We start from the raw sequence: 19,723 nt of genomic DNA, 5'->3' as shown, positions 1-19,723 counted from the left end.
CTCTCGGGCTTCGGTCCGTCCGATATAGGCTCTGGAACCCGGCTTTGAAATGGCACCGGAGATCGACGTCAAAGATCGGCCGGTGTCAGAAACGCTTCGAGATAACCCGCTTCCTGGGCTGCCTTTGCCAGATCATCCAGGAAACGCACGACCGCCAGCCCCGAAGTGGGGAAGCCATAATTGAGCATGGCCCGTGCCGTCGCGTCGCCGTCGCCTGAAACCGCCATGGCAAGATCCTCCGTCATCGGGTTGTGGCCGATGACCAGCAATGAACCCGGGCCGCCGTGCTCCCGGATGAGGCTGAGACAACCAGCCGCGTCTTCGCTGTAGAGCGTGTCGAAAAACAGGACCTTGCCGGTGTCTGTCTGGCCGGCCAGGCCTTCGAGCGTTTCCCTCGCGCGCCTGGCATTGGAGCACAATGTCAGGTCCGGAACATAGCCGCGAGACCGCATGGCGGCGCCTATCAAGTCGGCATCGGCGCGGCCGGATGCGTCGAGCGGGCGATCGAAATCGCGCATCCCGGGCTGTGCCCAGCCGGCCTTGGCGTGCCGTAACAGATAGAGCCTGCTCACCCAACCCCCCATGATGCCGAAAGCCAGTCGCACCGCGATTAGCCACAAGAACGGCCCGGCGCACAATGGTTCGTGTTCTCCGGCGCGACGAATAAGACCGGCGCCCTATCGCCGGAACAGCTTGATCTTGCTCCGATCAAGGCCGTCGGGGCACTTTAACAATTGCGTGACCCGGTGGCCGATTGCGCTTGTGCAGGCGTCGGGTGGCGAATATATAAGCGCCAAATTTGGGGCTGTTTGGGTGAGTCGAATGAACGACATCGTTACCGCCGATTACGTACCCTCCGAAGACGAGCCGTTCATGAACGAGCGGCAGAAATCCTACTTCCGCCTGAAGCTCGTCACCTGGAAAAATGACATACTGCGCGAAGCGCGTGAAACTCTCGAAATCCTGCAACAAGAAAACGCCAACCATCCCGACCTTGCCGATCGCGCCTCTTCGGAAACCGACCGCGCCATTGAGCTCAGAGCCCGCGACCGTCAGCGAAAACTCATCTCGAAGATCGATTCGGCGCTCCAGCGCATCGACGAAGGCACTTACGGCTATTGTGAGGAAACAGGCGAGCCGATCGCGCTGAAGCGGCTCGACGCACGTCCGATCGCCACCTTGTCGATTGAAGCGCAGGAACGGCACGAGCGCCGCGAAAAGGTCTATCGCGACGACTGATGCGTCGCTTCCGGGCCGCGCTCAGTGCAGCTCACGACGAGGCAACTATCAAAATGGCCGGACTTTCCGGCCATTTTTGTTGACGGGCGGTCTCCCCAAACAAACCAAAGCTAACGCCACCGGGCCAAATTCGAGCTGACGGCCGGCTTGGCCGACAATCATCTCTTCTGGCTTGAAAGTTCGCCCAGAAGCTTGGTCATCTCATCGTCGAGCGACTGCGGCGCCTTGGCAGCCGGTTTGGTCACCGGGCCGCCGGAGCGAGGCTGGTCCAGCGAGACTTCGAGCTCCTTCATCAGCGTATCGTCGATGCTTTCCTGCCGCGGTGGCGGCGGCGCGTGTTTGACAACGCTGGCGTTGGCGGAGCCATAGGCAGGCAGCGGCGTGACATTGGTCGACTGGTGGGGGTGAGCCGCCGGCTTCGGTGCGGGCGCAGGGGCCGGCGGTGGAGCGGCGGGGCGCGGGCGGACAGGCGGCGGTGCAGCCACCGGCTGCGGAGCCGGCGCCGGCCGTGCCGGTGCCTGTGCGGGAGCCGGCTGAGGCGGCCGCGGTTTTGCCGCCGGGGCCGCGGCCGGGACGGGCTGCAGGCCGCTGTCCCCGGTCAGCGCCGGACGGCGGGGGGCAGCCAGACGGATATCACGTTCGACGACGACATCGGTTGGGCCGCCGATCAGAAGCAGATGTTCGATGTCGTCGCGGCGCACCAGAACCAGCCGGCGATGGCTGTCGACGGCGGTGGCGTCCATGACGGCGAGCCGCGTCTTGCGGTTCCGGCCCCCGGCGACAAACGTGCCGAAGGTCAGGTTGCGGACGAGCCTGATGATGATGAGAACGATGACCAGCAGGATCAGCGCCGCGAAGGTCCACAGGAGTGCCGCGGCATAACCGGGACCCGCCACGCTATCCAGCCACTGCATTGGTTTCCCCTGATCGGTTTTTGGAAAGTGACGAGACACTAGACCGTTGCGGCTGGCCACCGCAAGTTGCCTTTCGCGCATCGTGAACAGCTCGAAACACTCCACGCCCGGCCGGCATCATTTTTATCTGACATTTGCCGCCCGGGCCTTTTCCGGACTAGGAGAATGTGATTCAACCCGCTAGGGGCGGGTGTCGGAACATCGGACTTCACGAGCAGGGGGCATATGGCCAAGGAAGCGCGCGGCGATTTCTATCCGGTACCGATCGTCGACCAGAACACGCGACCGGGCGCGGTCACCCGGCTGGTCATCTTCATCGTCGTTCTGACAGGGGCCGCGATCGTCTTCGGCCTGTTCCGCGAGCGTCTCGGCGATCCCTTCCTGCTTGGCATGCTCGGCGTGCTGGCGATGATCGGCGTCGGCTTCCTGTTCGCGACCGCGATCGGCTTCGTGCAGATCACACCACGCTCGACCGGCGATGAACTGTCCAAGGCTTTCGTCGATTCGATGTCGCAGGGCCTTCTGGTGACGGACACCAAGGGCCGCGTCGTCTACGCCAACCGTGCCTATGCCGAAATGACCGGAGCCTCATCGGCCGCCGATCTGAAGACGGTCGAGGGGCTGCTTTCGGATGTTCCCGAGGCGTCGGTGACCATTTACCGGCTGGCATCCGGCCTGCGCGACGGGCAACCGGGCGACGGTGAGTTCCGGCTGGCGCAATCGATCCGGCCGGGCGCCGAACCTGGCGCGCGCTGGTACAGGACCCGCGCCCGCACCTTCAGCGTTCCGGGCCAGCGGCTGCCTATGCTGGCCTGGCAACTCGCCGATATTTCGCAGGAGCGAGCCGAGCAGGAGCGGTTCTTCCTCGACCTGCAGAAGGCCATCGATCACCTCGACCACGCTCCGGCCGGCTTCTTTTCCGCCGACCAGGACGGCCGTGTCACCTACATCAACGCCACGCTCGCGGAGTGGCTTGGTATCGATCTCGCCAGCTTTACGCCTGGCGCCGTGACCTTGCCTGACATCGTTGCCGGCGATGGCATGGCGCTGGTGCGCTCGGTCAAGGCGGACCCCGGCACGACGCGCAATGCGGTCATCGATCTCGACCTGACGACGATGACGGGCGAGGCGCTGCCCGTGCGCTTCATGCATCGCGTTTCAGCCAGCCGGGAAGGCGTCGGCGGCCCGACCCGCACGATCGTGCTCAACCGCACGCAGGGCGAGGATGCTTCGGCCGATCTGCGCGCTTCGGAAGTGCGCTTCACCCGCTTCTTCAATTCCACGCCGATGGCGATCGCGGGCGTCGATGCCAACGGGCGCATCCTGCGCACCAATGCGCCGTTCCTGTTGCTGTTTTCCTCGGTGGTCGACCGGGACGCCGTGGATCGCCGCGTGCGCCTCGATACGGTGATCCATGAGCGCGACCGGCCGGCCTTTGCCGCTGCATTCGAGAAGGCCCGGCAGCGGCAGGCCGACATCGACCCGATCGACACTGTGCTGCCCGGCAATGAAGAGCGGCACATCCGTTTCTACGTCAATGCCGTCGCCGACGGCACCGGCGGCGAGGGGGCCGAGGAATCGGCCATCGTCTACGCCGTCGAGACGACCGAGCAGAAGGCGCTCGAAGGGCAGATGGCGCAAAGCCAGAAGATGCAGGCGGTCGGCCAGCTTGCCGGCGGCATCGCCCACGATTTCAACAATGTGCTGACCGCCATCATCATGGCGTCGGACCTGCTCCTGACCAATCACCGGCCGTCGGATCCATCCTTTCCCGACATCATGAACATCAAGCAGAACGCCAACCGGGCGGCCTCGCTGGTGCGGCAGTTGCTGGCCTTCTCGCGCAAACAGACGCTGCGGCCGGAAGTGTTGAACCTCACCGACGTGCTCGCCGATCTCAGGATGCTGCTTGCCCGCCTGGTCGGTAACGATATCAAGCTGAAGATCGACCACGGCCGCGATCTGTGGCCGGTCAAGGTCGATATCGGCCAGTTCGAGCAGGTGGTGGTCAACCTGGCCGTCAATGCGCGCGACGCGATGCCGGCCGGCGGCGACCTCACCGTGCGCACCCGCAACGTGACCGCCGAGGAGTGCAAGACCTTCCCCTACCGCGAACTCACCGCGGCAGACTATGTCGTGGTCGAAGTCGAGGATAGCGGCAGCGGCATCGCGCCCGACGTATTGAAGAAGATCTTCGAGCCGTTCTTCACCACCAAGGAGGTCGGCAAGGGCACTGGCCTTGGCCTATCCATGGTCTATGGCATCATCAAGCAGACCGGCGGCTTCATTTTTTGCGATTCCGAGGTCGGCAAGGGATCGACCTTCCGCATCTTCCTGCCGCGCCACATTGCGGAAGCGAAGAAGGCCGCCGAACCGGGTGACACGCCGAGCTCAGCGCCTGTCAAACCGGCTGACAACACCAAGGACCTGTCCGGTTCGGCTACCGTGCTGCTGGTCGAGGATGAGGACGCCGTGCGCATGGGCGGCGTGCGGGCGCTGACCTCGCGCGGCTACACCGTGCATGAGGCATCCTCGGGCGTCGAGGCGCTGGAAGTGTTCGAGGCCCTTGGCGGCAAGGTCGACATCGTCGTTTCGGACGTGGTGATGCCGGAGATGGACGGGCCGACCCTGCTGGGCGAATTGCGCAAGCGCCAGCCGGACATCAAGTTTGTCTTCGTGTCCGGCTACGCCGAGGACGCGTTCGCCAGGAACCTGCCGGCGGAGGCGCATTTCGGCTTCCTGCCGAAGCCGTTCTCGCTCAAGCAGCTGGCAACGATCGTCAAGGACATGCTCGAGTCGTAGCGTTCTCCCGTAATCCGTCTTGCGCAACGCCCCGACAACGCCATGATTGCGGGCGAACGGGCAGGCCGGCTTGGGGAAGCAACTGTTGACGCCACACATTGAAGCAGACAGGGGCGACTACGCCGATACGGTGTTGCTGCCGGGCGACCCGCAGCGCGCCGAATGGATGGCGAACACCTTTCTGGAAGGGCCACGTTGCGTCAATCGCAGGCGGGGCGCTCTGGGTTTTACCGGCCTTTATCGAGGCAAGCGTGTCAGCATTCAGGCAACGGGCATCGGTGTTTCGTCGTTCCTGATCTATGCGCATGAACTGTTGGATTGTCATGGCGTCCGGACTTTGATCCGCGCCGGTACCTGCGGCAGCCTGACCGCCGAGGTTAAGCTGCGAAGCCTTGTCATTTCGCAATCAGCGCGGCCCGAAAATACCCAAAGCGGTCAGGTCTTTGGTCTCTACGGCGCTGCCGCCGGCCCGGATCCGGCGCTGCTTGTCCTTGCTTTGGCCAAAGCTGCTGAACTCGGCATCGCCCCCCATGTCGGTCCGACCGTCTGCAGCGACATCTTCCATCATCCGGATGGCCGCGCCCGGTTTGCCGAGGCGCGGGCGGCCGGAGTCCTGGCGGTGGATATGGAAACCAGCGCGCTTTACCGCATTGCCGGGCATTTCGGGATCCGTGCGCTGTCGATCTGCACGGTGGTCGACCATATCGAGACCGGCGAATTGACCGACTATTCCGAACGCCAGGGGCTTTTCACCGACATGAGCCGCCTGGCCCTCGAACTCGCCACGGAAGGGCGCTGATCATTGCCACCTCAGGGGCGCACTCGCCTTCTTTTGTGGCGCTGACCGTTATGCCCCCACCGGCTGGCCGTCCTTGCGGCGAATGGCGACAACCGAGGGCCGTGGCGGCTGGCCATCCTTGAAGTCGGGCCACAGCGACTGCGCCTTCTCAAGCGTCTCGGCGTCCTCGGATGGATGCTGGACCGAAAGGAACAGCGTGGTGCCATCCGGCGTGAAGCAGGGGCCGGTCGCTTCCGCGCCGTGCGGGCAGGTGAACAGCAGCTTTGGCAGGCCACGCGCCGGGCCTTCCGTGTCGACGCCATAGACGCCGTCGGGGAGATCGAAATCGTTGGCACCATCGGTTGCCACCCAAAGGCGGCCGGCGGGGTCGAAGGTGATGTTGTCGGGGCAGACGAACCAGCCATTGTCCGACGTGTCGGGATGGAAAGTGGCGCCGATTTTTGCATCCTTCGGATTGCCGCACAGAACGAACAGGTCCCAGGTGTATTTGTCGGCGGTGTGGTCGGCGTCCGCGCCACGGCCGCCGGGCGGAATCAATTCGACGATATGACCCCAGAGGTTTTCGGGCCGCGTGTTGGCCGGGTTGACCTTGGATTCGTCGCGTTTCTTGTTCTTGGTCATGACAGCGTAGACGCGGCCGGTAACTGGATTGGTCTCGATGTCCTCCGGGCGGTCCATCGGGGTCGCGCCAAGCGCATCCGCCGCCAGCCGCGTCTTCAGCAGCACCTCGGCCTGGTCGGCAAAACCGTTCTCGGCGGTGAGCTTGCCCTGGCCGTGAATCAGCGGCAGCCATGTCATCGAGCCATCGGCGTCGTAACGGGCGACAGAGAGCACGCCGTCGTCCAGGAGGCCATTGCTCGAAGCCGGGTTCGCCTTGTCGTACGCCTTTTTCGAGACGTAGCGGTACATGTATTCGAAATAGTCATCGTCGCCCATGTAGACGACGATGCGGCCGTCCTTGTTGACGACGACGGTCGAGGCCTCATGCGACATGCGGCCAAGCGCCGTGCGCTTCACCGGCTTCGAGCGAGGATCGTAAGGGTCGATCTCGACCACCCAGTCGAAGCGGTTGGCTTCGTTGGGCTCCTTGTCGATGTTGAAGCGATCATGGAAACGGCCACGGCCATAGATGTCGGAGCCGTCAAAACCATAACGGTCGAGAATATCCGCGGTCGGCGCCTTCTTCGGATCGCCGCCGAACAGGTCGCAAATGCCTTCCTCACAGGTCAGCACCGTGCCCCATGGGGTGACGCCGCCGCTGCAATTATAGCTGGTGCCCAGTACCTTCGTGCCGGTCGCATCGGCCGAGGTTTTCATCAGCGCATGGCCGGCCACCGGCCCGGAGACGGTCATTTCGGTGTTGGCGGTGATGCGGCGATTGAGCGGGCTATCGTCAATGGTTTGCCACTTGCCGTCCTTGAGCATGACCTCGACGATCGAATGCCCCATCGCCGCCAGGCCGAGATCGACCTGTTCCCTGTTCATCGTCTTGCCGGCGCCGTCCTCGGTCATGCCGGGGAACATCACATTCGGCGAGATGTACTCGTTGTTTACGCAAAGCAGACCATGGTCGGAGTTCACCGAACCTTTGGGCAACGGCATGAAGGCGATGTAGTCGCAATTGTAGCCGAAGCGCTTTTCCTGTTCGTCGGCCGCGACCGTGTTGCCGTCGAAATCCGGCAGGCCGGCGACAAGCGGATCGCCCCAGCGAGCAACGATCGTCGTTTCATAGCCTTCGGCGGCGGCGTGGTTCTTGTCATAGACACGCTTCAACTCGGGAAAACCGAGGGCGGAGAGCGCGGCAGTGGCATGTGTTTCGCCGGCAAACAACGAGCCGACAAAGCCGCCGCCGGCGACGAGGGCGCCAGATGCCAGGCTGCCTTTCAGGAGGGCGCGGCGCGAGACGCGCTCGGCGATGACGTCGCGGATGGCGGGGGAGGATGAAGACGGAAAGTCGGCCATATGTCTGCCTCTCGAGGTGGATGTGACGGCGCACCGCTGCCTATCCAGCTTCGGCAACATGTCGATGACATCAAGGCAAGTTCGAGCCGCCGAGGACACGGCCTCGTGCAGGGTTGGGCTATTGGCTGCCGCCCTTGGTGCAGGTCGAAGCGGTGAACGCCCCGTCGGGTTGCTTCATGATGATGTCGAAGGAGGGCGGGTTCTGGCCGTCCAGGGTTGCCTGGGTCAGTGACAGGGAATTGCCGCCGGCGGTGTAACCGCCGAGCGGTCCCAACCAGGAGATCACGCCGTTCGCGTCCATCTGGTAGTTATAGGCCTGTCGGACGGTCCCGAAGGTGACGGGGCCCGTATAGACGTTCCCCTTGATGGTGATATCGCCCAGGTTGAGGAACATGCCGAGCAGGTAGACTTCGCAGTGATAGCTGCCGTCAGGCATCTTGCCGTCGCTGAAGTCGGCCCGCGCGGTTCCTGTTGCCGCAGCCAGAAGAAATATGCCGATGAATATGCGTGAAATGCCTGTTACCATGACCTTGCTCGCCTGCAGGAGACAGCTTGCCCCAATTCCGCTCGATGCCGCAACGCCGCCATCAGACGAATGCCGGGAGAGATCAAGGCTTGGGCATTTTTTGATGACTGGATGAAAATTGAGCAAATGATGATGCGCTGCACAATTTTCTGCCCTTGAGCTTCTTATCATCGCCGTCACCCATTCAGGTGATGTCATGATAAGGCAATAATAATGTTGTGTATTTTTCCTTTCTCGGCTTGTCCCATCGGTTGGCATGGCGGTTGCTTGGCGTTGTGCGGCGCCCACGGCCACACCGGCTGTCGGGCGGAAGCGTTGCCTTCGAGGGGAAGGCGCTCGACCGGAGCGCGGCGCATGACCGCGCCCGGTCGGGCATCGCATGCTGCCTTTGAGCAGAGAGATCTTTCCGCTTCTCACAGCGCGGGAGAATCTCGAATGCGGACGCCAGCAAGTTCCTTTCCGTCTAGAATCGGCGATAGACTTCGGATAGCGATCCGAACTCCGTGGCAAGCCCAATATTTGTTCCGTCCAGCCGTCTGCATCCCTGGTGAATCGGGGACTGCATGCTAGTCTTTTCTTGGCTTTTGTGAGTCGGCCGCTTCCGTATCAGTCTGGTTATCGCGGATCGAGGAGCGGCGAAGGCCGTGCAAGTTCCACGCAAGCAAAGCTTCCTAGCCTCCTGCGATCTGATTGTCGTTCAACGCGTTTGGGCACACAGGCTAAGGGACAGCCATGGAACGTTTCGTCGAAGATTACCAGAAAAGGCGGCTCACAGAGCGTGTCGACATCATAGCCGCCATCAATATCCTGAGGTCACAGGGCTGCGACTACGACGATCTGATCGAGGAGATCACCAAGGTCTTCTACGTCGACCTCGATACCTTCAATGAAATCGTGATGGCGGCGTAGGGCCGCTTTCGCCCGCCCGACAAATCACAGGCTCGATATCGATCCGCGCGGTCAGCTCGCGCGCCGCAATGGAGAGGCCGTGACGCGATTGCGGCCGCCGCGCTTGGCGTCATAGAGCGCCTTGTCGGCGGCGCTGAGCACCTTGTCGAAGCTGAGGCCTTCCTTGCTGCCAAACGCAAAACCAGCGCTAACCGTGCACGTAAGCGAGCCGGTTTCGGTCTCTATCAGGCGCGTCGCGAAAGCTGTCCGGATGCGCTCCGCCGCCGCCTCCACCGTTTCCGGCAAAGTGCGCTTCAACACCAGCGCGAATTCTTCGCCGCCCATGCGCGCGGCGACGTCGGTCTGGCGAAGATTGCCAGCGAGTTCGCTGGCGAACACCTTCAGCACCTCGTCGCCCGCCGCGTGGCCGAACTCGTCGTTGATGGCCTTGAAGTTGTCGAGGTCGAAGACGACCACCGCGGTAAAGGCGCCGACCGGGACATTACCATGCATGTCGAACAGAGCGCGCCGGTTGAGCAGGCCTGTCAGGGGATCGGTCAGGGCATTGCGGCGGTGGTGCCTAGCCAGGCGACCCTGATTGAGAGCAAGCGAGAGCGCGCCAATACCCGTCATGCTGGCGATAACCACGACGAGGCTCAATTCCTCGGCCCAGTTGCTCGGCGCATGGCCCAGGACAAGTTTTCCATCCCAGGCAAGCACCATGGCGCAGAGCGCGAAGGAGGCGGCGGTGGCCGAATAGAGCGCGGTGATGCCGATCGTCAGGGCAGGGGCCTCGTCGCGGCCTCTCCAGTATTCGAACGCCGTCGCGAACAGGAGCAGGGCGGCGAACAGGTTCTCGAACATGAAGCCGAGGCCATCATAGCCCAGAGCCATGGGCGGCAGCGCCACCGCTAGCGAACAGCAGCCAAACATGGTGTGCCGCAGCGGCGAGCCGCCCGTCCTGAACTGGTAGGCGGCACCCAGCATGACTGAGAAACCAATCAACAGGAACGCCAGAGCGGCGATGCCAAGTAGGCGCCCAGGCATGTCGATGTAGGCGTCATAGACGAAGATATCACCGACCACGAACACGAGGCTGATAGCCCATGTCAGCAGGAATCGCTCCGTGCGCGCGGTCAACCACATGCCGAACAATGTCAGGCTCAGGCAGGCGGCGGAGAATCCGACAGCCAGCAGAAGTGAAGTGTAGTCGAGCGACATGCCCCTCTTTTCCCTGCCGGCGGCGGTTCCAGCTCTGCGGCTTGGCGTCCGCGCATTCATGTAGCAAGGAAGTGTCGATAAGGTTACGATGATGCCGAAGATGCCGCGAATAGGCGCTCTGCTACGCCCAAAAGGCATAGGTGACGCGCTAACAGCATACCCGGATGCCGACTGATGCTCGTCAGTCGGCTATGCGCTTCATCAGCGCCATGGCCCCGAACGGCGCGCGTACCTTGCCCTCGGTGATGAAATAGACGAACACGTCGCGTGGCTGCACCGGCGCGTCGGTTGAGGGATCGGCGCGCCGCAAATCGACCGGCTGTCCGCCTTCCGCCCAGATCTTTGCTCGCGCGGCCCATTCGTCGAGGCCCTGTGGTGTGTAGCAATCGGGATTGTCGTCGCTGCCGGTTTGCAGTCGCGCATAGACGAAATCGCCGGTGACGTCGGCGATATCGGGGTATTTGGCATGATCGGCGTAGACGATCGCCGCCTTGTATTTGCGCGCCAGCGCGGGAAATTCCGGGACAATGAAACTGTCGTTGCGCACTTCAAGCGCATGGCGCAGCGCGACACCGTCCTGCTTCTCAGGCAAGAGCTTGAGAAAGGCCTCAAAATCGTCCGGATCGAATTTTTTCGTCGGCGCGAACTGCCACAGGATCGGCCCGAGCTTGTCGCCGAGCGCGGCCACACCCGAACCGAGGAAGCGCATCATCGATTCGCCGGCCTCGCCGAGCACGCGCCGGTTGGTGACGAAGCGATTGCCCTTCAGCGAATAGACGAAACCGTCCGGCGCTTCACTGCCCCACTTGACGAAGGTCGGCTCCTTGAAGCTCGAATAATAGGTGCCGTTGACCTCGATGCTGGGCACTTGCCGGCTGGCATATTGCAGTTGTTTCGCCTTCGGCAGTTTGTCCGGATAGAAGGACGTGTCCCAGGGCTCGAAGGTCCACCCGCCCATGCCGGAGCGGATTGTTCCCGATTTGCTCATTGTGGTCCTCCCAAGTGCAGAAGTCTGGCCGAGTTCAGAAAGATCAGGCTGCCGTGATTTCGCCGACCGGCTTGGCCATGTCGACGAGCACCCATCCTGGCCGGTAGGGATTGGGCCGGCGACCCGTTTCGCGATAACCGTAAGCGAGATACAGCGCGATGTTCCGCTCCATCCTGGCGTTGGTGTAGAGCCGCACCTCGTGCAAGCCCCAAAGACGTGCCTGGTCATCGGCGTGCTTGAGCAGCGCTATGCCGAGTTTTTTGCCCTGGAAGGCCGGCGAGACGGCGACACTGAAAATCATGGCGTGGTCCGCGTGCCGTTCGAGGACGATCAGTCCGGCGAGCTCCGCCCCGCTTTCCAGCAGCCAGACCTCGCCGCTCGCAATACGCGGTGCGTAATCCTCGGTCACCGGGATCGGCGGCGCGTCGAGCAGGGCGGTGTAAGGCGCATAGGCCGCTTGCGTCAGTGCGACGATCGCGGCGATATCTTCGGAGCGAGCCAATCGCATGATCAAGCCTTGTCCACGCCAGCGGCGGCCGCGACAACCTTGTCCATACCAGTCGCAATTGCCGCCACAGCCTTGCGGCTGGCATCACTGAGGCCGTGACGTTCAGCGATCCAGTGCGGATCGTTGTAGGACAGCCAGACCTTGCCTTCTTCATCCTCCCAGGCCAGCGCCTTCACCGGCAGATCGATGCCGGCAAGCTGCCTGTCCTGCATCAGCGGCGTGCCGCCCTTCGGATTGCCAAAGATCAGCAGCTCGGTCGGCCGCAATGACGCGCCGATATCGCGCGCGCCGGCCGCGTGATCGATTCGCGCGAAGACGCGCAATCCCGCGCGCTTTACCGCTTCAGCCATGCGGTCGATGGTTTCGGTCACGCCAAAGCGGCTCTGGACCGTGATGAGACCATCCCCAGCCATCATTCCGCCGCTTCGCGTTTGCCCCCGGGCCGACGCTCCAGAAGTTCCTTGAGGAACTGGCCAGTGTAGCTGCGCTTCTCGCGCACGATCGCTTCCGGCGTGCCGGAGGCGACCAACTCGCCACCGCCGTCGCCGCCTTCGGGGCCGAGGTCGAGCACCCAGTCGGCGGTTTTTATCACCTCGAGATTGTGCTCGATGACTACCACCGTGTTCCCCTGGTCGACCAGTTCGTGCAGCACTTCCAGAAGCTTGGCGACGTCGTGGAAATGCAGGCCGGTGGTCGGCTCGTCGAGAATGTAGAGTGTCTTGCCGGTCGCCTTGCGCGACAGTTCCTTGGCGAGCTTGATGCGTTGCGCCTCGCCGCCGGAGAGCGTCGTCGCCTGCTGGCCGATATGGATGTAGCCGAGGCCGACCTGCTTCAGCGTGTCGAGCTTGTCGCGCACGCCGGGCACGGCGGCGAAGAAATCGACGCCTTCCTCGACCGTCATGTCGAGCACGTCGGCGATCGACTTGCCCTTGAACAGCACGTCGAGCGTCTCCCTGTTATAGCGCTTGCCGTGGCAGACGTCGCAGGTGACGTAGACGTCCGGCAGGAAGTGCATCTCAATCTTGATGACGCCGTCGCCCTGGCAGGCCTCGCAGCGGCCGCCCTTGACGTTGAACGAGAACCGCCCCGGCTGATAGCCGCGCGCCTTGGCTTCAGGCAGGCCCGCGAACCAGTCGCGGATCGGCGTGAAGGCGCCGGTATAGGTGGCGGGGTTCGAACGCGGCGTGCGACCGATCGGCGACTGGTCGATGTCGATGACCTTGTCGAGGAATTCGAGACCCTCGATGCGGTCATGCTCGGCCGGATGCTCGCGCGATCCCATGATGCGGCGCGAGGCCGCCTTGAACAGCGTCTCGATCAGGAAGGTCGACTTGCCGCCGCCCGACACGCCGGTGACGGCGGTGAAGGTACCGAGCGGGATTTCGGCGGTGACATTCTTCAGATTGTTGCCACGCGCGCCGACGATCTTCAGGCGCCGGTTCTTCTTTGCTTCACGGCGCACGGCCGGCGTCGCCACTTCGAGTTCGCCTGACAGATATTTGCCGGTGATTGAATTGGGGTTGGCCATCACTTGCTGCGGCGTGCCCTGGGCGATGATCTCGCCGCCATGAATGCCGGCGGCCGGGCCCATGTCGACGACATAGTCGGCGTGCAGGATGGCGTCCTCGTCATGCTCGACGACGATCACCGTGTTGCCGATGTCGCGCAAATGCTTGAGCGTATCGAGCAGGCGCGTGTTGTCGCGCTGGTGCAGGCCGATCGAGGGCTCGTCCAGCACGTAAAGCACGCCGGTGAGGCCGGAGCCGATCTGCGACGCCAGCCGGATGCGCTGGCTTTCGCCGCCCGACAGCGTGCCGGAATTGCGCGACAATGTCAGATAATCCAGCCCGACATCGTTGAGGAAGCGCAGGCGCTCGCGGATTTCCTTCAGCACGCGCACCGCGATCTCGTTCTGCTTGTCATTGAGCTTTGCGGGCAGATCGGTGAACCAGCGATCGGCGTTGCGGATCGACTGTTCGGTGACTTCGCCAATATGCTTGCCGGCGATCTTCACCGCCAGCGCTTCCGGCTTCAACCGGTAGCCCTTGCAGACCGGGCAGGGCGTGGCCGACATGAAGCGCTCGATCTCCTCGCGCATCCAGGCGGACTCGGTTTCCTTCCAGCGCCGTTCGAGATTGGGGATGACGCCTTCGAACGTCTTGGTGGTCTTGTAGGAGCGCAGGCCGTCATCGTACTGGAAGGTGATTTCGCGCTCGCCGGTGCCGCGCAGGATCGCCTCCTGGGCCTCCGTGCTCAAATCCTTGAACTTGTCGCCGAGCTTGAAGTTGTAGGCCTTGCCCAATGCCTCCAGGGTCTGCACATAGTAGGGCGATGTCGACTTCGCCCAAGGGCTGACGGCACCGTCGCGCAGCGACACGTTCTCGTCGGGCACGACGAGATTGGGATCGATGGCGCGCTGGCTGCCGAGACCGTCGCAGGTTGGGCAGGCGCCGAACGGGTTGTTGAACGAGAACAATCTCGGCTCGATCTCGGGAATGGTGAAGCCGGATACCGGGCAGGCGAATTTTTCGGAGAACAGGATGCGCTCATGCGTCTCGTTCTTCGATTTGTTGACCGAATCCTCCCCGGTCTGGCTGGCGTCGAGCGGCTTGTCGGCGAACTCGGCCACCGCCAGCCCTTCGGCGAGCTTCAGCGCCGTTTCGATGGAATCGGCAAGCCTCGTGGCAAGATCGCCACGCACGACGATACGGTCGACGACGACATCGATGTCGTGCTTGTACTTCTTGTCCAGGGCCGGAACGTCGGCGATTTCGTAGAAGACGCCGTCGACCTTGACGCGCTGAAAACCCTTCTTCTGCAGTTCCAGCAGTTCCTTGCGGTACTCGCCCTTGCGGCCGCGCACGATCGGCGCCAGCAGGAACAGGCGTGTGCCTTCCTCGACCGCCAGCACCCGGTCGACCATCTGGCTGACCGTCTGGCTCTCGATCGGCAAGCCGGTGGCCGGCGAATAGGGCACGCCGACACGGGCGAACAAAAGCCGCATGTAGTCATAGATCTCGGTGACGGTGCCGACCGTCGAACGCGGGTTCTTCGACGTGGTCTTCTGCTCGATGGAGATGGCCGGCGACAGGCCGTCGATCTGGTCGACATCGGGCTTCTGCATCATTTCGAGGAATTGCCGCGCATAGGCCGAAAGGCTCTCGACATAGCGGCGCTGGCCTTCGGCATAAATGGTGTCGAAGGCGAGCGACGATTTGCCGGAGCCCGACAGGCCGGTCATGACGATCAGGCTGTCACGCGGCAGGTCGAGATCGACATTCTTCAGATTGTGTTCGCGCGCCCCGCGAATGGAAAGAAATTTATGGTCGGCCATCGCCGGTCGCCGCCTCAGATCTGGAATTCGTGGGATTGGCGGGGTTTTCCCGGCCATCCCCTATGTAGGTTTTTTTGCCGCCACGTCGAGAGACGCCACAACTCCCGACAGAAGTCGTTTAACCGCCTTTCGCGCGAACGGGCAAGCGGAAAGAACAAAGGCCGAACACGCTCCTGACAAAGCTGTGCGGAAACTGACCTGCACGTAACCCCCCGCGATCACATTTTTCCGTAACCGGCTATTGATGGTTGACGCGGCCGGCCCACGGGGGCAGTCTCGGGTCGTCAACGAAGCCGGCTGTCTTTCGATGGCCTCGCCGCCCAGAGGTGGCCTGCGAGACGCCGCAGGCATTTGCGATTTGCGCTTCGGGACGAGATGTCGCAACGGACAGAGGAGCGGAGCATGACGCCACCGGACAGTCCCTTGAGGCTCCACGTGTCGCTGGAGCCGCGGCAGGCATAAGTGTCAAGGGTTTAGCGTTTGCGCCACCCGACAAACCGTGACCTGCCGTAACCCACCAAAAATCAGAGACTGCTAGTCGGATCGTCGGCTGCAAGCCGCGAAGCATCCGAAATCTAACGCCGGCAGTACACTCCCGGCAAAAGATTGGACTATAGATCCAGGAAAGCCCCGGCCGTCTGCCTCGAGCACGGCGGGGCTGTTCTTTTTAAACGGGCAACGCTCCGCGCCTCTTGGAGGCCTTATCCCTATCTGGGAGGCTTGATCGCGCCGGCGCCGACATCGACGGTGAGGCTGCCGGAAATCCTGACATCCGTATCACCGATCTTGAACTGGCCATTGCCGTTGCCGGGGAACGCGTCGTCGGGCTCCGGCTGTGGGGCTGGCTTCGCGATGCGATAGTCGCCGCTGACCCCCGGCAGGGCGGTTTTCTGCGCCGATGGCGAGGCATTCTGGGCAAGCGCCGTACTGGATACAAAACCTGTGATGGCGAGCACCGTAGCGATGATGGCGCGATGCGATACTCTGGACGGATGCGTGTCAGTCATCCCGGGATTATAGGGACGTACCGCCATCGGAACCAGACGGTATCGTCAAATCTTCGACCGGCGGCAGGCCTTTGGTCTGATCATGCCGCTTTTTTGCGGGTGTCGAAGACATGGTCGACGATACCCCAGGCCTGGGCCTCGCGGGCCGTCATGAAATGGTCGCGGTCCAGCGTGCGTTCGACCTCTTCATAGGTGCGGCCGCAATGCTGGGCGTAGAGTTCGGTCATGTGGCGCTTGGTTTGGCCGATGCGCTCGGCATGGCGCTGGATGTCGGAAGCCTGGCCCTGGAAGCCGCCCAGCGGCTGATGCAGCAGGATGGTGGCGTTCGGCAGTGCGATGCGGCGCCCCGCCGTGCCTGCCATCAACAGGAATGAGCCCATGGAAGCGGCAAAACCCATGCACACGGTCGATACCGGACAGCTTATATATTGCATCGTGTCGTAGATGGCGAAGCCGCTGGTCACCACGCCGCCCGGCGAGTTGATGTAGAGCGAGATCTCCTTGTCGGGATTGTCGGATTCCAGCGACAGGAGCTGTGCGCAGACCAGCGCCGAGACGTCGTCATTGATCTCGCCGTTGATGAAAATGATGCGCTCGCGCAGCAGCCGTGAGAAAATGTCGAAGGCACGTTCGCCGCGGCTCGATTGCTCGATCACCATCGGCACCAGACTGGCAAGGCCGCTCATTTTCCTTCTCCGATTTCCGTGTTCAGGCCGCGTGCAGCAGCAGGCATGGTGTGTTCGCGGCGATGGGCTTTCCGGCCCCGCGCAAGCCGAGCGAAAGCCGGCAGCGGGCGCCCGCCATCGCAACAGCGGGCATTGCCTTGCGGCCAAAACCGTCATGGACAATGCGCAGATGCGTGCCGCCGGAAACAGTGCGGGCGAGCGTGAAGGTGACGACACTGTCGAGCGGATCCCGGCGCGCGGCGTCCCCCGGCTGCTCCCGCCACGAATAGCGCAAGAGGCGTTCGGGTTCGGCTTCGAGGATTTCGCATTCGATCGCCGCATCCTTGCCGGCGAAGGCAAAACGGCTGCCGGTCCGCGGCGTGATGTCGTTCGGCATCATCCAGGCGGCGAGCAGTTCCGGTACGGTCAGTGCCCGCCACACTTTTTCGGGCGGCTCGGCCAGATCGTATTCGAACTCGATCGCATCCGGGACGACTTCGCTTTGGTTTTTGGCGTTCATCGATCCTACGTCCTTCACTGATCCCGGATCTTTCACTGATCCATGTCCTTCAAAACCGTCTTCAGCCTTTCGATGCGCTCCGGCCAGAACGTCCGGTAGCGTTCGATCCAGGAGAGCAGGGGGGCAAGCCCCTGCGGATCGGCTCGATAATAGGCGTTGCGGCCAGCCCGCCGCTCGACCACCAGCCCGGCGCCGCGCAGGACCGCCAGATGCTGGGAGACGGCCGGCTGCGACACCGTCAGGCCGCTGCGCAGTTCCGACACACTCATCTCGCTTATCGCGAGACGCTCGAAGACGGCGCGTCGCGTCGGGTCGGCCAGTGCGCGGAAAATCTCTGCTTCGATCATGGCAAAAAGCATAAGTCGATACTTATCGATTTGGCAAGCGCTGTTTTGAAACCCATATGATGGCCTCAACCATTGCTGCCATTCCTTGACAATCAGCAGCAGTGCATATAGGAACGAAAAGGGAACAAAAAACCTTGTGGGAAAAGCCAGCCTTGGCAGGCGGCTGACGTTCGCAGCCTGTAAGGTGCTGCGACAAAATTTGTTTCGGATGAGCGCGGAGAAGTATCATGGCGGGTAGCGTCAATAAGGTCATTCTGGTCGGCAATCTCGGCGCGGACCCTGAAGTCCGCCGCCTCAACTCGGGCGAGCCGGTCGTCAACATCCGCATCGCCACGTCGGAGAGCTGGCGCGACAAGAATTCCGGCGAGCGCAAGGAAAAGACCGAGTGGCACAATGTCGTCATCTTCAACGACCAGCTCGCCAAGGTGGCGGAGCAGTATCTGAAGAAGGGCATGAAGGTCTATGTCGAGGGCCAGCTGCAGACCCGCAAATGGCAGGACCAGACCGGCAATGACAAGTACACGACGGAAGTCGTGCTGCAGAAGTTCCGTGGCGAGCTGCAGATGCTCGATGCGCGCGGCCAGGGTGAGGGCGGCCAGGTCGGCGGCTATTCCGGTGGCGGCAGCAGCCGTGGTTCCGATTTCGGCCAGTCTAGCCCGAACGAAAGCTTCAATCGCGGCGGCGGTGCACCGAGAGGCGGCGGCGGCTCATCGCGCGAACTGGACGACGAGATCCCGTTCTGATCGAAGGCAATACCGAACGGCTGACGTCACGTGATCGACATGCCCCGAAGGTCCTGCGTGGACTTTCGGGGTTTTGCATCGTTGATTTGGCCTGAGCAGGCGCGATCAAGGACTGAAGGGACAGGGCAGTGAAAGCACGGGTAAAATGGGTTGAGGAGCGCACCTTCGTTGGCGAGTCCGGCAGCGGCCACAAGCTCGTGCTGGGCACAGCCTCCGGCCCTGATGGCAAGACACCGGGGCCAAGCCCGATGGAGTTGGTGCTGATCGGCACTGGCGGCTGCTCCGCCTATGATGTCGTCCATATCCTGGAAAAAGGCCGCGAGGCGGTCGAGGACTGTGTGGTCGAACTCGATGCCGACCGGGCCGAGACCGACCCAAAAGTGTTCACGCGCATCCATATGCACTTCATCGTCAAGGGCAGGGCGCTCTCGACCGACAAGGTCAAGCGGGCGATCGACCTGTCGATCGAGAAGTACTGCTCGGCTTCCGCGATGATAGCCAAGACGGCCACGATCACCCACGATTTCGAGGTCATCGATACCGCGGCGAAATAAGACCGACAGGAGCGCCCAGTCGCGGATTACCCCACCATCAGCGCCTTGATGCCGTCGGCGACGAACTGCACGGCGAGCGCGGCCAGGATGACGCCGAGCAGGCGGGTCAGGATCGAGCGGCCGGTCTGGCCAAGAATGCGGTCGATGCGTTCCGACAAGACGAACACCAGATAGGTGATGACGAGGCAGGCGAAAATGATGCCGACCAGTGCCGCCTGCGCGGCAAAGCCCTGAAACGAGCCTGAAAGCAGCACCGTCGCCGAAATCGCGCCGGGGCCGGCGATCAGCGGGATCGCCAGCGGGAAGGCGGCGATGTTGTGGATCATGTCCTTGGTGATGGCGACGTCGCCGATCTTCTCCTTGCGGTCCTGCCGGCGCTCGAACACCATTTCGAAGGCGATGAAGAACAGCAAAAAGCCGCCGGCGACGCGGAACGCTGGAAGCGTGATGCCGAACACGGACAGGATCGAGGCGCCGGCGATGGCGAACAGCGCCATCACCAGGAAACCGATGACCGAAGCGCGCACCGACACCTGCTGGCGCTCATCGCGGTTCATGCCGCGTGTCACGGCGAGGAACAGCGGCGCCAGCCCGGGCGGATCGATGGTCACGAGAATGGTGACGAAAGCATTGAACAGGCTGTCGAAACTCGGCATCGCTGACCCCTCCCGCCGGGCCGAGCCCGCACTCCGACATTGGTAGAGCA

At 62.6% G+C, this 19,723-nt stretch carries 20 protein-coding genes; 6 read left to right on the top strand and 14 right to left on the bottom strand.

Annotated elements, in window-relative coordinates; all coding sequences use genetic code 11:
* Window positions 1–68 precede the first annotated feature (68 nt).
* A complete protein-coding gene (locus FJ930_RS10530) occupies window positions 69–572 on the bottom strand; it encodes a histidine phosphatase family protein (RefSeq protein ID WP_141837387.1) in 504 nt (167 codons plus the stop codon).
* 250 nt (window positions 573–822) lie between these two features.
* Here FJ930_RS10530 and dksA point away from each other — a divergent pair, with 250 nt between their 5' ends.
* Window positions 823–1,239, top strand: a complete 417-nt coding sequence (gene dksA / locus FJ930_RS10525) for an RNA polymerase-binding protein DksA (protein ID WP_006202025.1) — start codon at window positions 823–825, stop codon at window positions 1,237–1,239.
* A 158-nt stretch (window positions 1,240–1,397) separates the two neighbouring features.
* Here the strand turns inward: dksA and FJ930_RS10520 are convergent, their stop codons facing one another.
* Window positions 1,398–2,153: a flagellar biosynthetic protein FliO gene (locus FJ930_RS10520; protein WP_141837385.1), complete on the bottom strand. Its 756-nt coding sequence runs from the start codon at window positions 2,151–2,153 to the stop codon at window positions 1,398–1,400.
* A gap of 225 nt (window positions 2,154–2,378) precedes the next feature.
* On the opposite strand from FJ930_RS10520, the gene FJ930_RS10515 reads away from it, so the two are divergent.
* Window positions 2,379–4,955, top strand: coding sequence for a PAS domain-containing sensor histidine kinase (locus FJ930_RS10515; protein WP_140739856.1), 2,577 nt, complete (start codon window positions 2,379–2,381; stop codon window positions 4,953–4,955).
* Between the two features lie 85 nt (window positions 4,956–5,040).
* Window positions 5,041–5,754: a DeoD-type purine-nucleoside phosphorylase gene (locus FJ930_RS10510; protein WP_141837674.1), complete on the top strand. Its 714-nt coding sequence runs from the start codon at window positions 5,041–5,043 to the stop codon at window positions 5,752–5,754.
* Between the two features lie 48 nt (window positions 5,755–5,802).
* Here FJ930_RS10510 and FJ930_RS10505 read toward each other — a convergent pair whose 3' ends face one another.
* Window positions 5,803–7,716, bottom strand: a complete 1,914-nt coding sequence (locus FJ930_RS10505; RefSeq protein WP_141837383.1) for a PhoX family phosphatase — start codon at window positions 7,714–7,716, stop codon at window positions 5,803–5,805.
* Window positions 7,717–7,834: 118 nt separating this feature from the next.
* Window positions 7,835–8,242 carry a hypothetical protein gene (locus FJ930_RS10500; RefSeq protein ID WP_141837672.1) on the bottom strand — a complete coding sequence of 136 codons (408 nt, stop codon included), beginning with the start codon at window positions 8,240–8,242 and terminating at the stop codon, window positions 7,835–7,837.
* A gap of 732 nt (window positions 8,243–8,974) precedes the next feature.
* Here FJ930_RS10500 and FJ930_RS10490 point away from each other — a divergent pair.
* Window positions 8,975–9,151: a hypothetical protein gene (locus FJ930_RS10490; RefSeq protein WP_140739848.1), complete on the top strand. Its 177-nt coding sequence runs from the start codon at window positions 8,975–8,977 to the stop codon at window positions 9,149–9,151.
* A 51-nt stretch (window positions 9,152–9,202) separates the two neighbouring features.
* Here FJ930_RS10490 and FJ930_RS10485 read toward each other — a convergent pair whose 3' ends face one another.
* The 9 genes from FJ930_RS10485 to FJ930_RS10445 form a co-directional block, all read right to left on the bottom strand.
* Window positions 9,203–10,351 carry a GGDEF domain-containing protein gene (locus tag FJ930_RS10485; protein ID WP_141837381.1) on the bottom strand — a complete coding sequence of 383 codons (1,149 nt, stop codon included), beginning with the start codon at window positions 10,349–10,351 and terminating at the stop codon, window positions 9,203–9,205.
* A 181-nt stretch (window positions 10,352–10,532) separates the two neighbouring features.
* Window positions 10,533–11,339, bottom strand: a complete 807-nt coding sequence (locus tag FJ930_RS10480; RefSeq protein WP_141837379.1) for a DUF72 domain-containing protein — start codon at window positions 11,337–11,339, stop codon at window positions 10,533–10,535.
* 43 nt (window positions 11,340–11,382) lie between these two features.
* The gene (locus FJ930_RS10475) at window positions 11,383–11,853 is read right to left on the bottom strand and encodes a GNAT family N-acetyltransferase (protein ID WP_141837377.1); all 471 of its coding nucleotides are present in this window, start codon (window positions 11,851–11,853) and stop codon (window positions 11,383–11,385) included.
* Window positions 11,850–12,263: a DUF302 domain-containing protein gene (locus tag FJ930_RS10470; protein ID WP_141837375.1), complete on the bottom strand. Its 414-nt coding sequence runs from the start codon at window positions 12,261–12,263 to the stop codon at window positions 11,850–11,852. Before FJ930_RS10470 ends, FJ930_RS10475 begins: the two co-directional genes overlap by 4 nt.
* On the bottom strand, window positions 12,260–15,181 hold the full coding sequence (gene uvrA, locus FJ930_RS10465; RefSeq protein ID WP_141837373.1) for an excinuclease ABC subunit UvrA: 2,922 nt from the start codon (window positions 15,179–15,181) through the stop codon (window positions 12,260–12,262). The genes FJ930_RS10470 and uvrA overlap by 4 nt, the downstream gene beginning before the upstream one ends.
* Window positions 15,182–15,888: 707 nt before the next feature.
* Window positions 15,889–16,188, bottom strand: coding sequence for a hypothetical protein (locus FJ930_RS10460; protein WP_141837372.1), 300 nt, complete (start codon window positions 16,186–16,188; stop codon window positions 15,889–15,891).
* A gap of 80 nt (window positions 16,189–16,268) precedes the next feature.
* On the bottom strand, window positions 16,269–16,874 hold the full coding sequence (locus FJ930_RS10455; protein ID WP_141837370.1) for an ATP-dependent Clp protease proteolytic subunit: 606 nt from the start codon (window positions 16,872–16,874) through the stop codon (window positions 16,269–16,271).
* Between the two features lie 22 nt (window positions 16,875–16,896).
* Window positions 16,897–17,373, bottom strand: a complete 477-nt coding sequence (locus FJ930_RS10450; protein ID WP_141837368.1) for an SRPBCC domain-containing protein — start codon at window positions 17,371–17,373, stop codon at window positions 16,897–16,899.
* Window positions 17,374–17,405: 32 nt separating this feature from the next.
* Window positions 17,406–17,720, bottom strand: a complete 315-nt coding sequence (locus tag FJ930_RS10445; RefSeq protein WP_141837366.1) for a metalloregulator ArsR/SmtB family transcription factor — start codon at window positions 17,718–17,720, stop codon at window positions 17,406–17,408.
* Between the two features lie 227 nt (window positions 17,721–17,947).
* Between FJ930_RS10445 and FJ930_RS10440 the strand changes: the two genes are divergently transcribed.
* On the top strand, window positions 17,948–18,463 hold the full coding sequence (locus FJ930_RS10440) for a single-stranded DNA-binding protein (RefSeq protein ID WP_140739822.1): 516 nt from the start codon (window positions 17,948–17,950) through the stop codon (window positions 18,461–18,463).
* 128 nt (window positions 18,464–18,591) lie between these two features.
* Window positions 18,592–19,017, top strand: a complete 426-nt coding sequence (locus FJ930_RS10435) for an OsmC family protein (RefSeq protein WP_141837364.1) — start codon at window positions 18,592–18,594, stop codon at window positions 19,015–19,017.
* A gap of 26 nt (window positions 19,018–19,043) precedes the next feature.
* Here the strand turns inward: FJ930_RS10435 and FJ930_RS10430 are convergent, their stop codons facing one another.
* Entirely contained in the window at window positions 19,044–19,673 is a 630-nt protein-coding gene (locus FJ930_RS10430) for a MarC family protein (RefSeq protein ID WP_137931086.1), read from the bottom strand.
* Window positions 19,674–19,723 lie beyond the last annotated feature (50 nt).

The sequence above is a fragment of the Mesorhizobium sp. B2-4-15 genome, assembly GCF_006658505.1.
Taxonomy (GTDB): domain Bacteria; phylum Pseudomonadota; class Alphaproteobacteria; order Rhizobiales; family Rhizobiaceae; genus Mesorhizobium.
This window is presented reverse-complemented; position numbering and strand designations above follow the sequence as displayed.

Excerpts from the sequence above, each read along its gene's own strand:
- FJ930_RS10500 (WP_141837672.1), bottom strand. The coding sequence starts at position 8,242 with ATGGTAACAGGCATTTCACGCATATTCATCGGCATATTTCTTCTGGCT.
- FJ930_RS10505 (WP_141837383.1), bottom strand. The coding sequence starts at position 7,716 with ATGGCCGACTTTCCGTCTTCATCCTCCCCCGCCATCCGCGACGTCATC.
- FJ930_RS10440 (WP_140739822.1), top strand. The coding sequence starts at position 17,948 with ATGGCGGGTAGCGTCAATAAGGTCATTCTGGTCGGCAATCTCGGCGCG.
- FJ930_RS10455 (WP_141837370.1), bottom strand. The coding sequence starts at position 16,874 with ATGAGCGGCCTTGCCAGTCTGGTGCCGATGGTGATCGAGCAATCGAGC.
- uvrA (WP_141837373.1), bottom strand. The coding sequence starts at position 15,181 with ATGGCCGACCATAAATTTCTTTCCATTCGCGGGGCGCGCGAACACAAT.
- FJ930_RS10485 (WP_141837381.1), bottom strand. The coding sequence starts at position 10,351 with ATGTCGCTCGACTACACTTCACTTCTGCTGGCTGTCGGATTCTCCGCC.
- FJ930_RS10430 (WP_137931086.1), bottom strand. The coding sequence starts at position 19,673 with ATGCCGAGTTTCGACAGCCTGTTCAATGCTTTCGTCACCATTCTCGTG.
- dksA (WP_006202025.1), top strand. The coding sequence starts at position 823 with ATGAACGACATCGTTACCGCCGATTACGTACCCTCCGAAGACGAGCCG.
- FJ930_RS10480 (WP_141837379.1), bottom strand. The coding sequence starts at position 11,339 with ATGAGCAAATCGGGAACAATCCGCTCCGGCATGGGCGGGTGGACCTTC.
- FJ930_RS10470 (WP_141837375.1), bottom strand. The coding sequence starts at position 12,263 with ATGATGGCTGGGGATGGTCTCATCACGGTCCAGAGCCGCTTTGGCGTG.
- FJ930_RS10520 (WP_141837385.1), bottom strand. The coding sequence starts at position 2,153 with ATGCAGTGGCTGGATAGCGTGGCGGGTCCCGGTTATGCCGCGGCACTC.
- FJ930_RS10490 (WP_140739848.1), top strand. The coding sequence starts at position 8,975 with ATGGAACGTTTCGTCGAAGATTACCAGAAAAGGCGGCTCACAGAGCGT.
- FJ930_RS10515 (WP_140739856.1), top strand. The coding sequence starts at position 2,379 with ATGGCCAAGGAAGCGCGCGGCGATTTCTATCCGGTACCGATCGTCGAC.
- FJ930_RS10445 (WP_141837366.1), bottom strand. The coding sequence starts at position 17,720 with ATGATCGAAGCAGAGATTTTCCGCGCACTGGCCGACCCGACGCGACGC.
- FJ930_RS10460 (WP_141837372.1), bottom strand. The coding sequence starts at position 16,188 with ATGACTGACACGCATCCGTCCAGAGTATCGCATCGCGCCATCATCGCT.
- FJ930_RS10450 (WP_141837368.1), bottom strand. The coding sequence starts at position 17,373 with ATGAACGCCAAAAACCAAAGCGAAGTCGTCCCGGATGCGATCGAGTTC.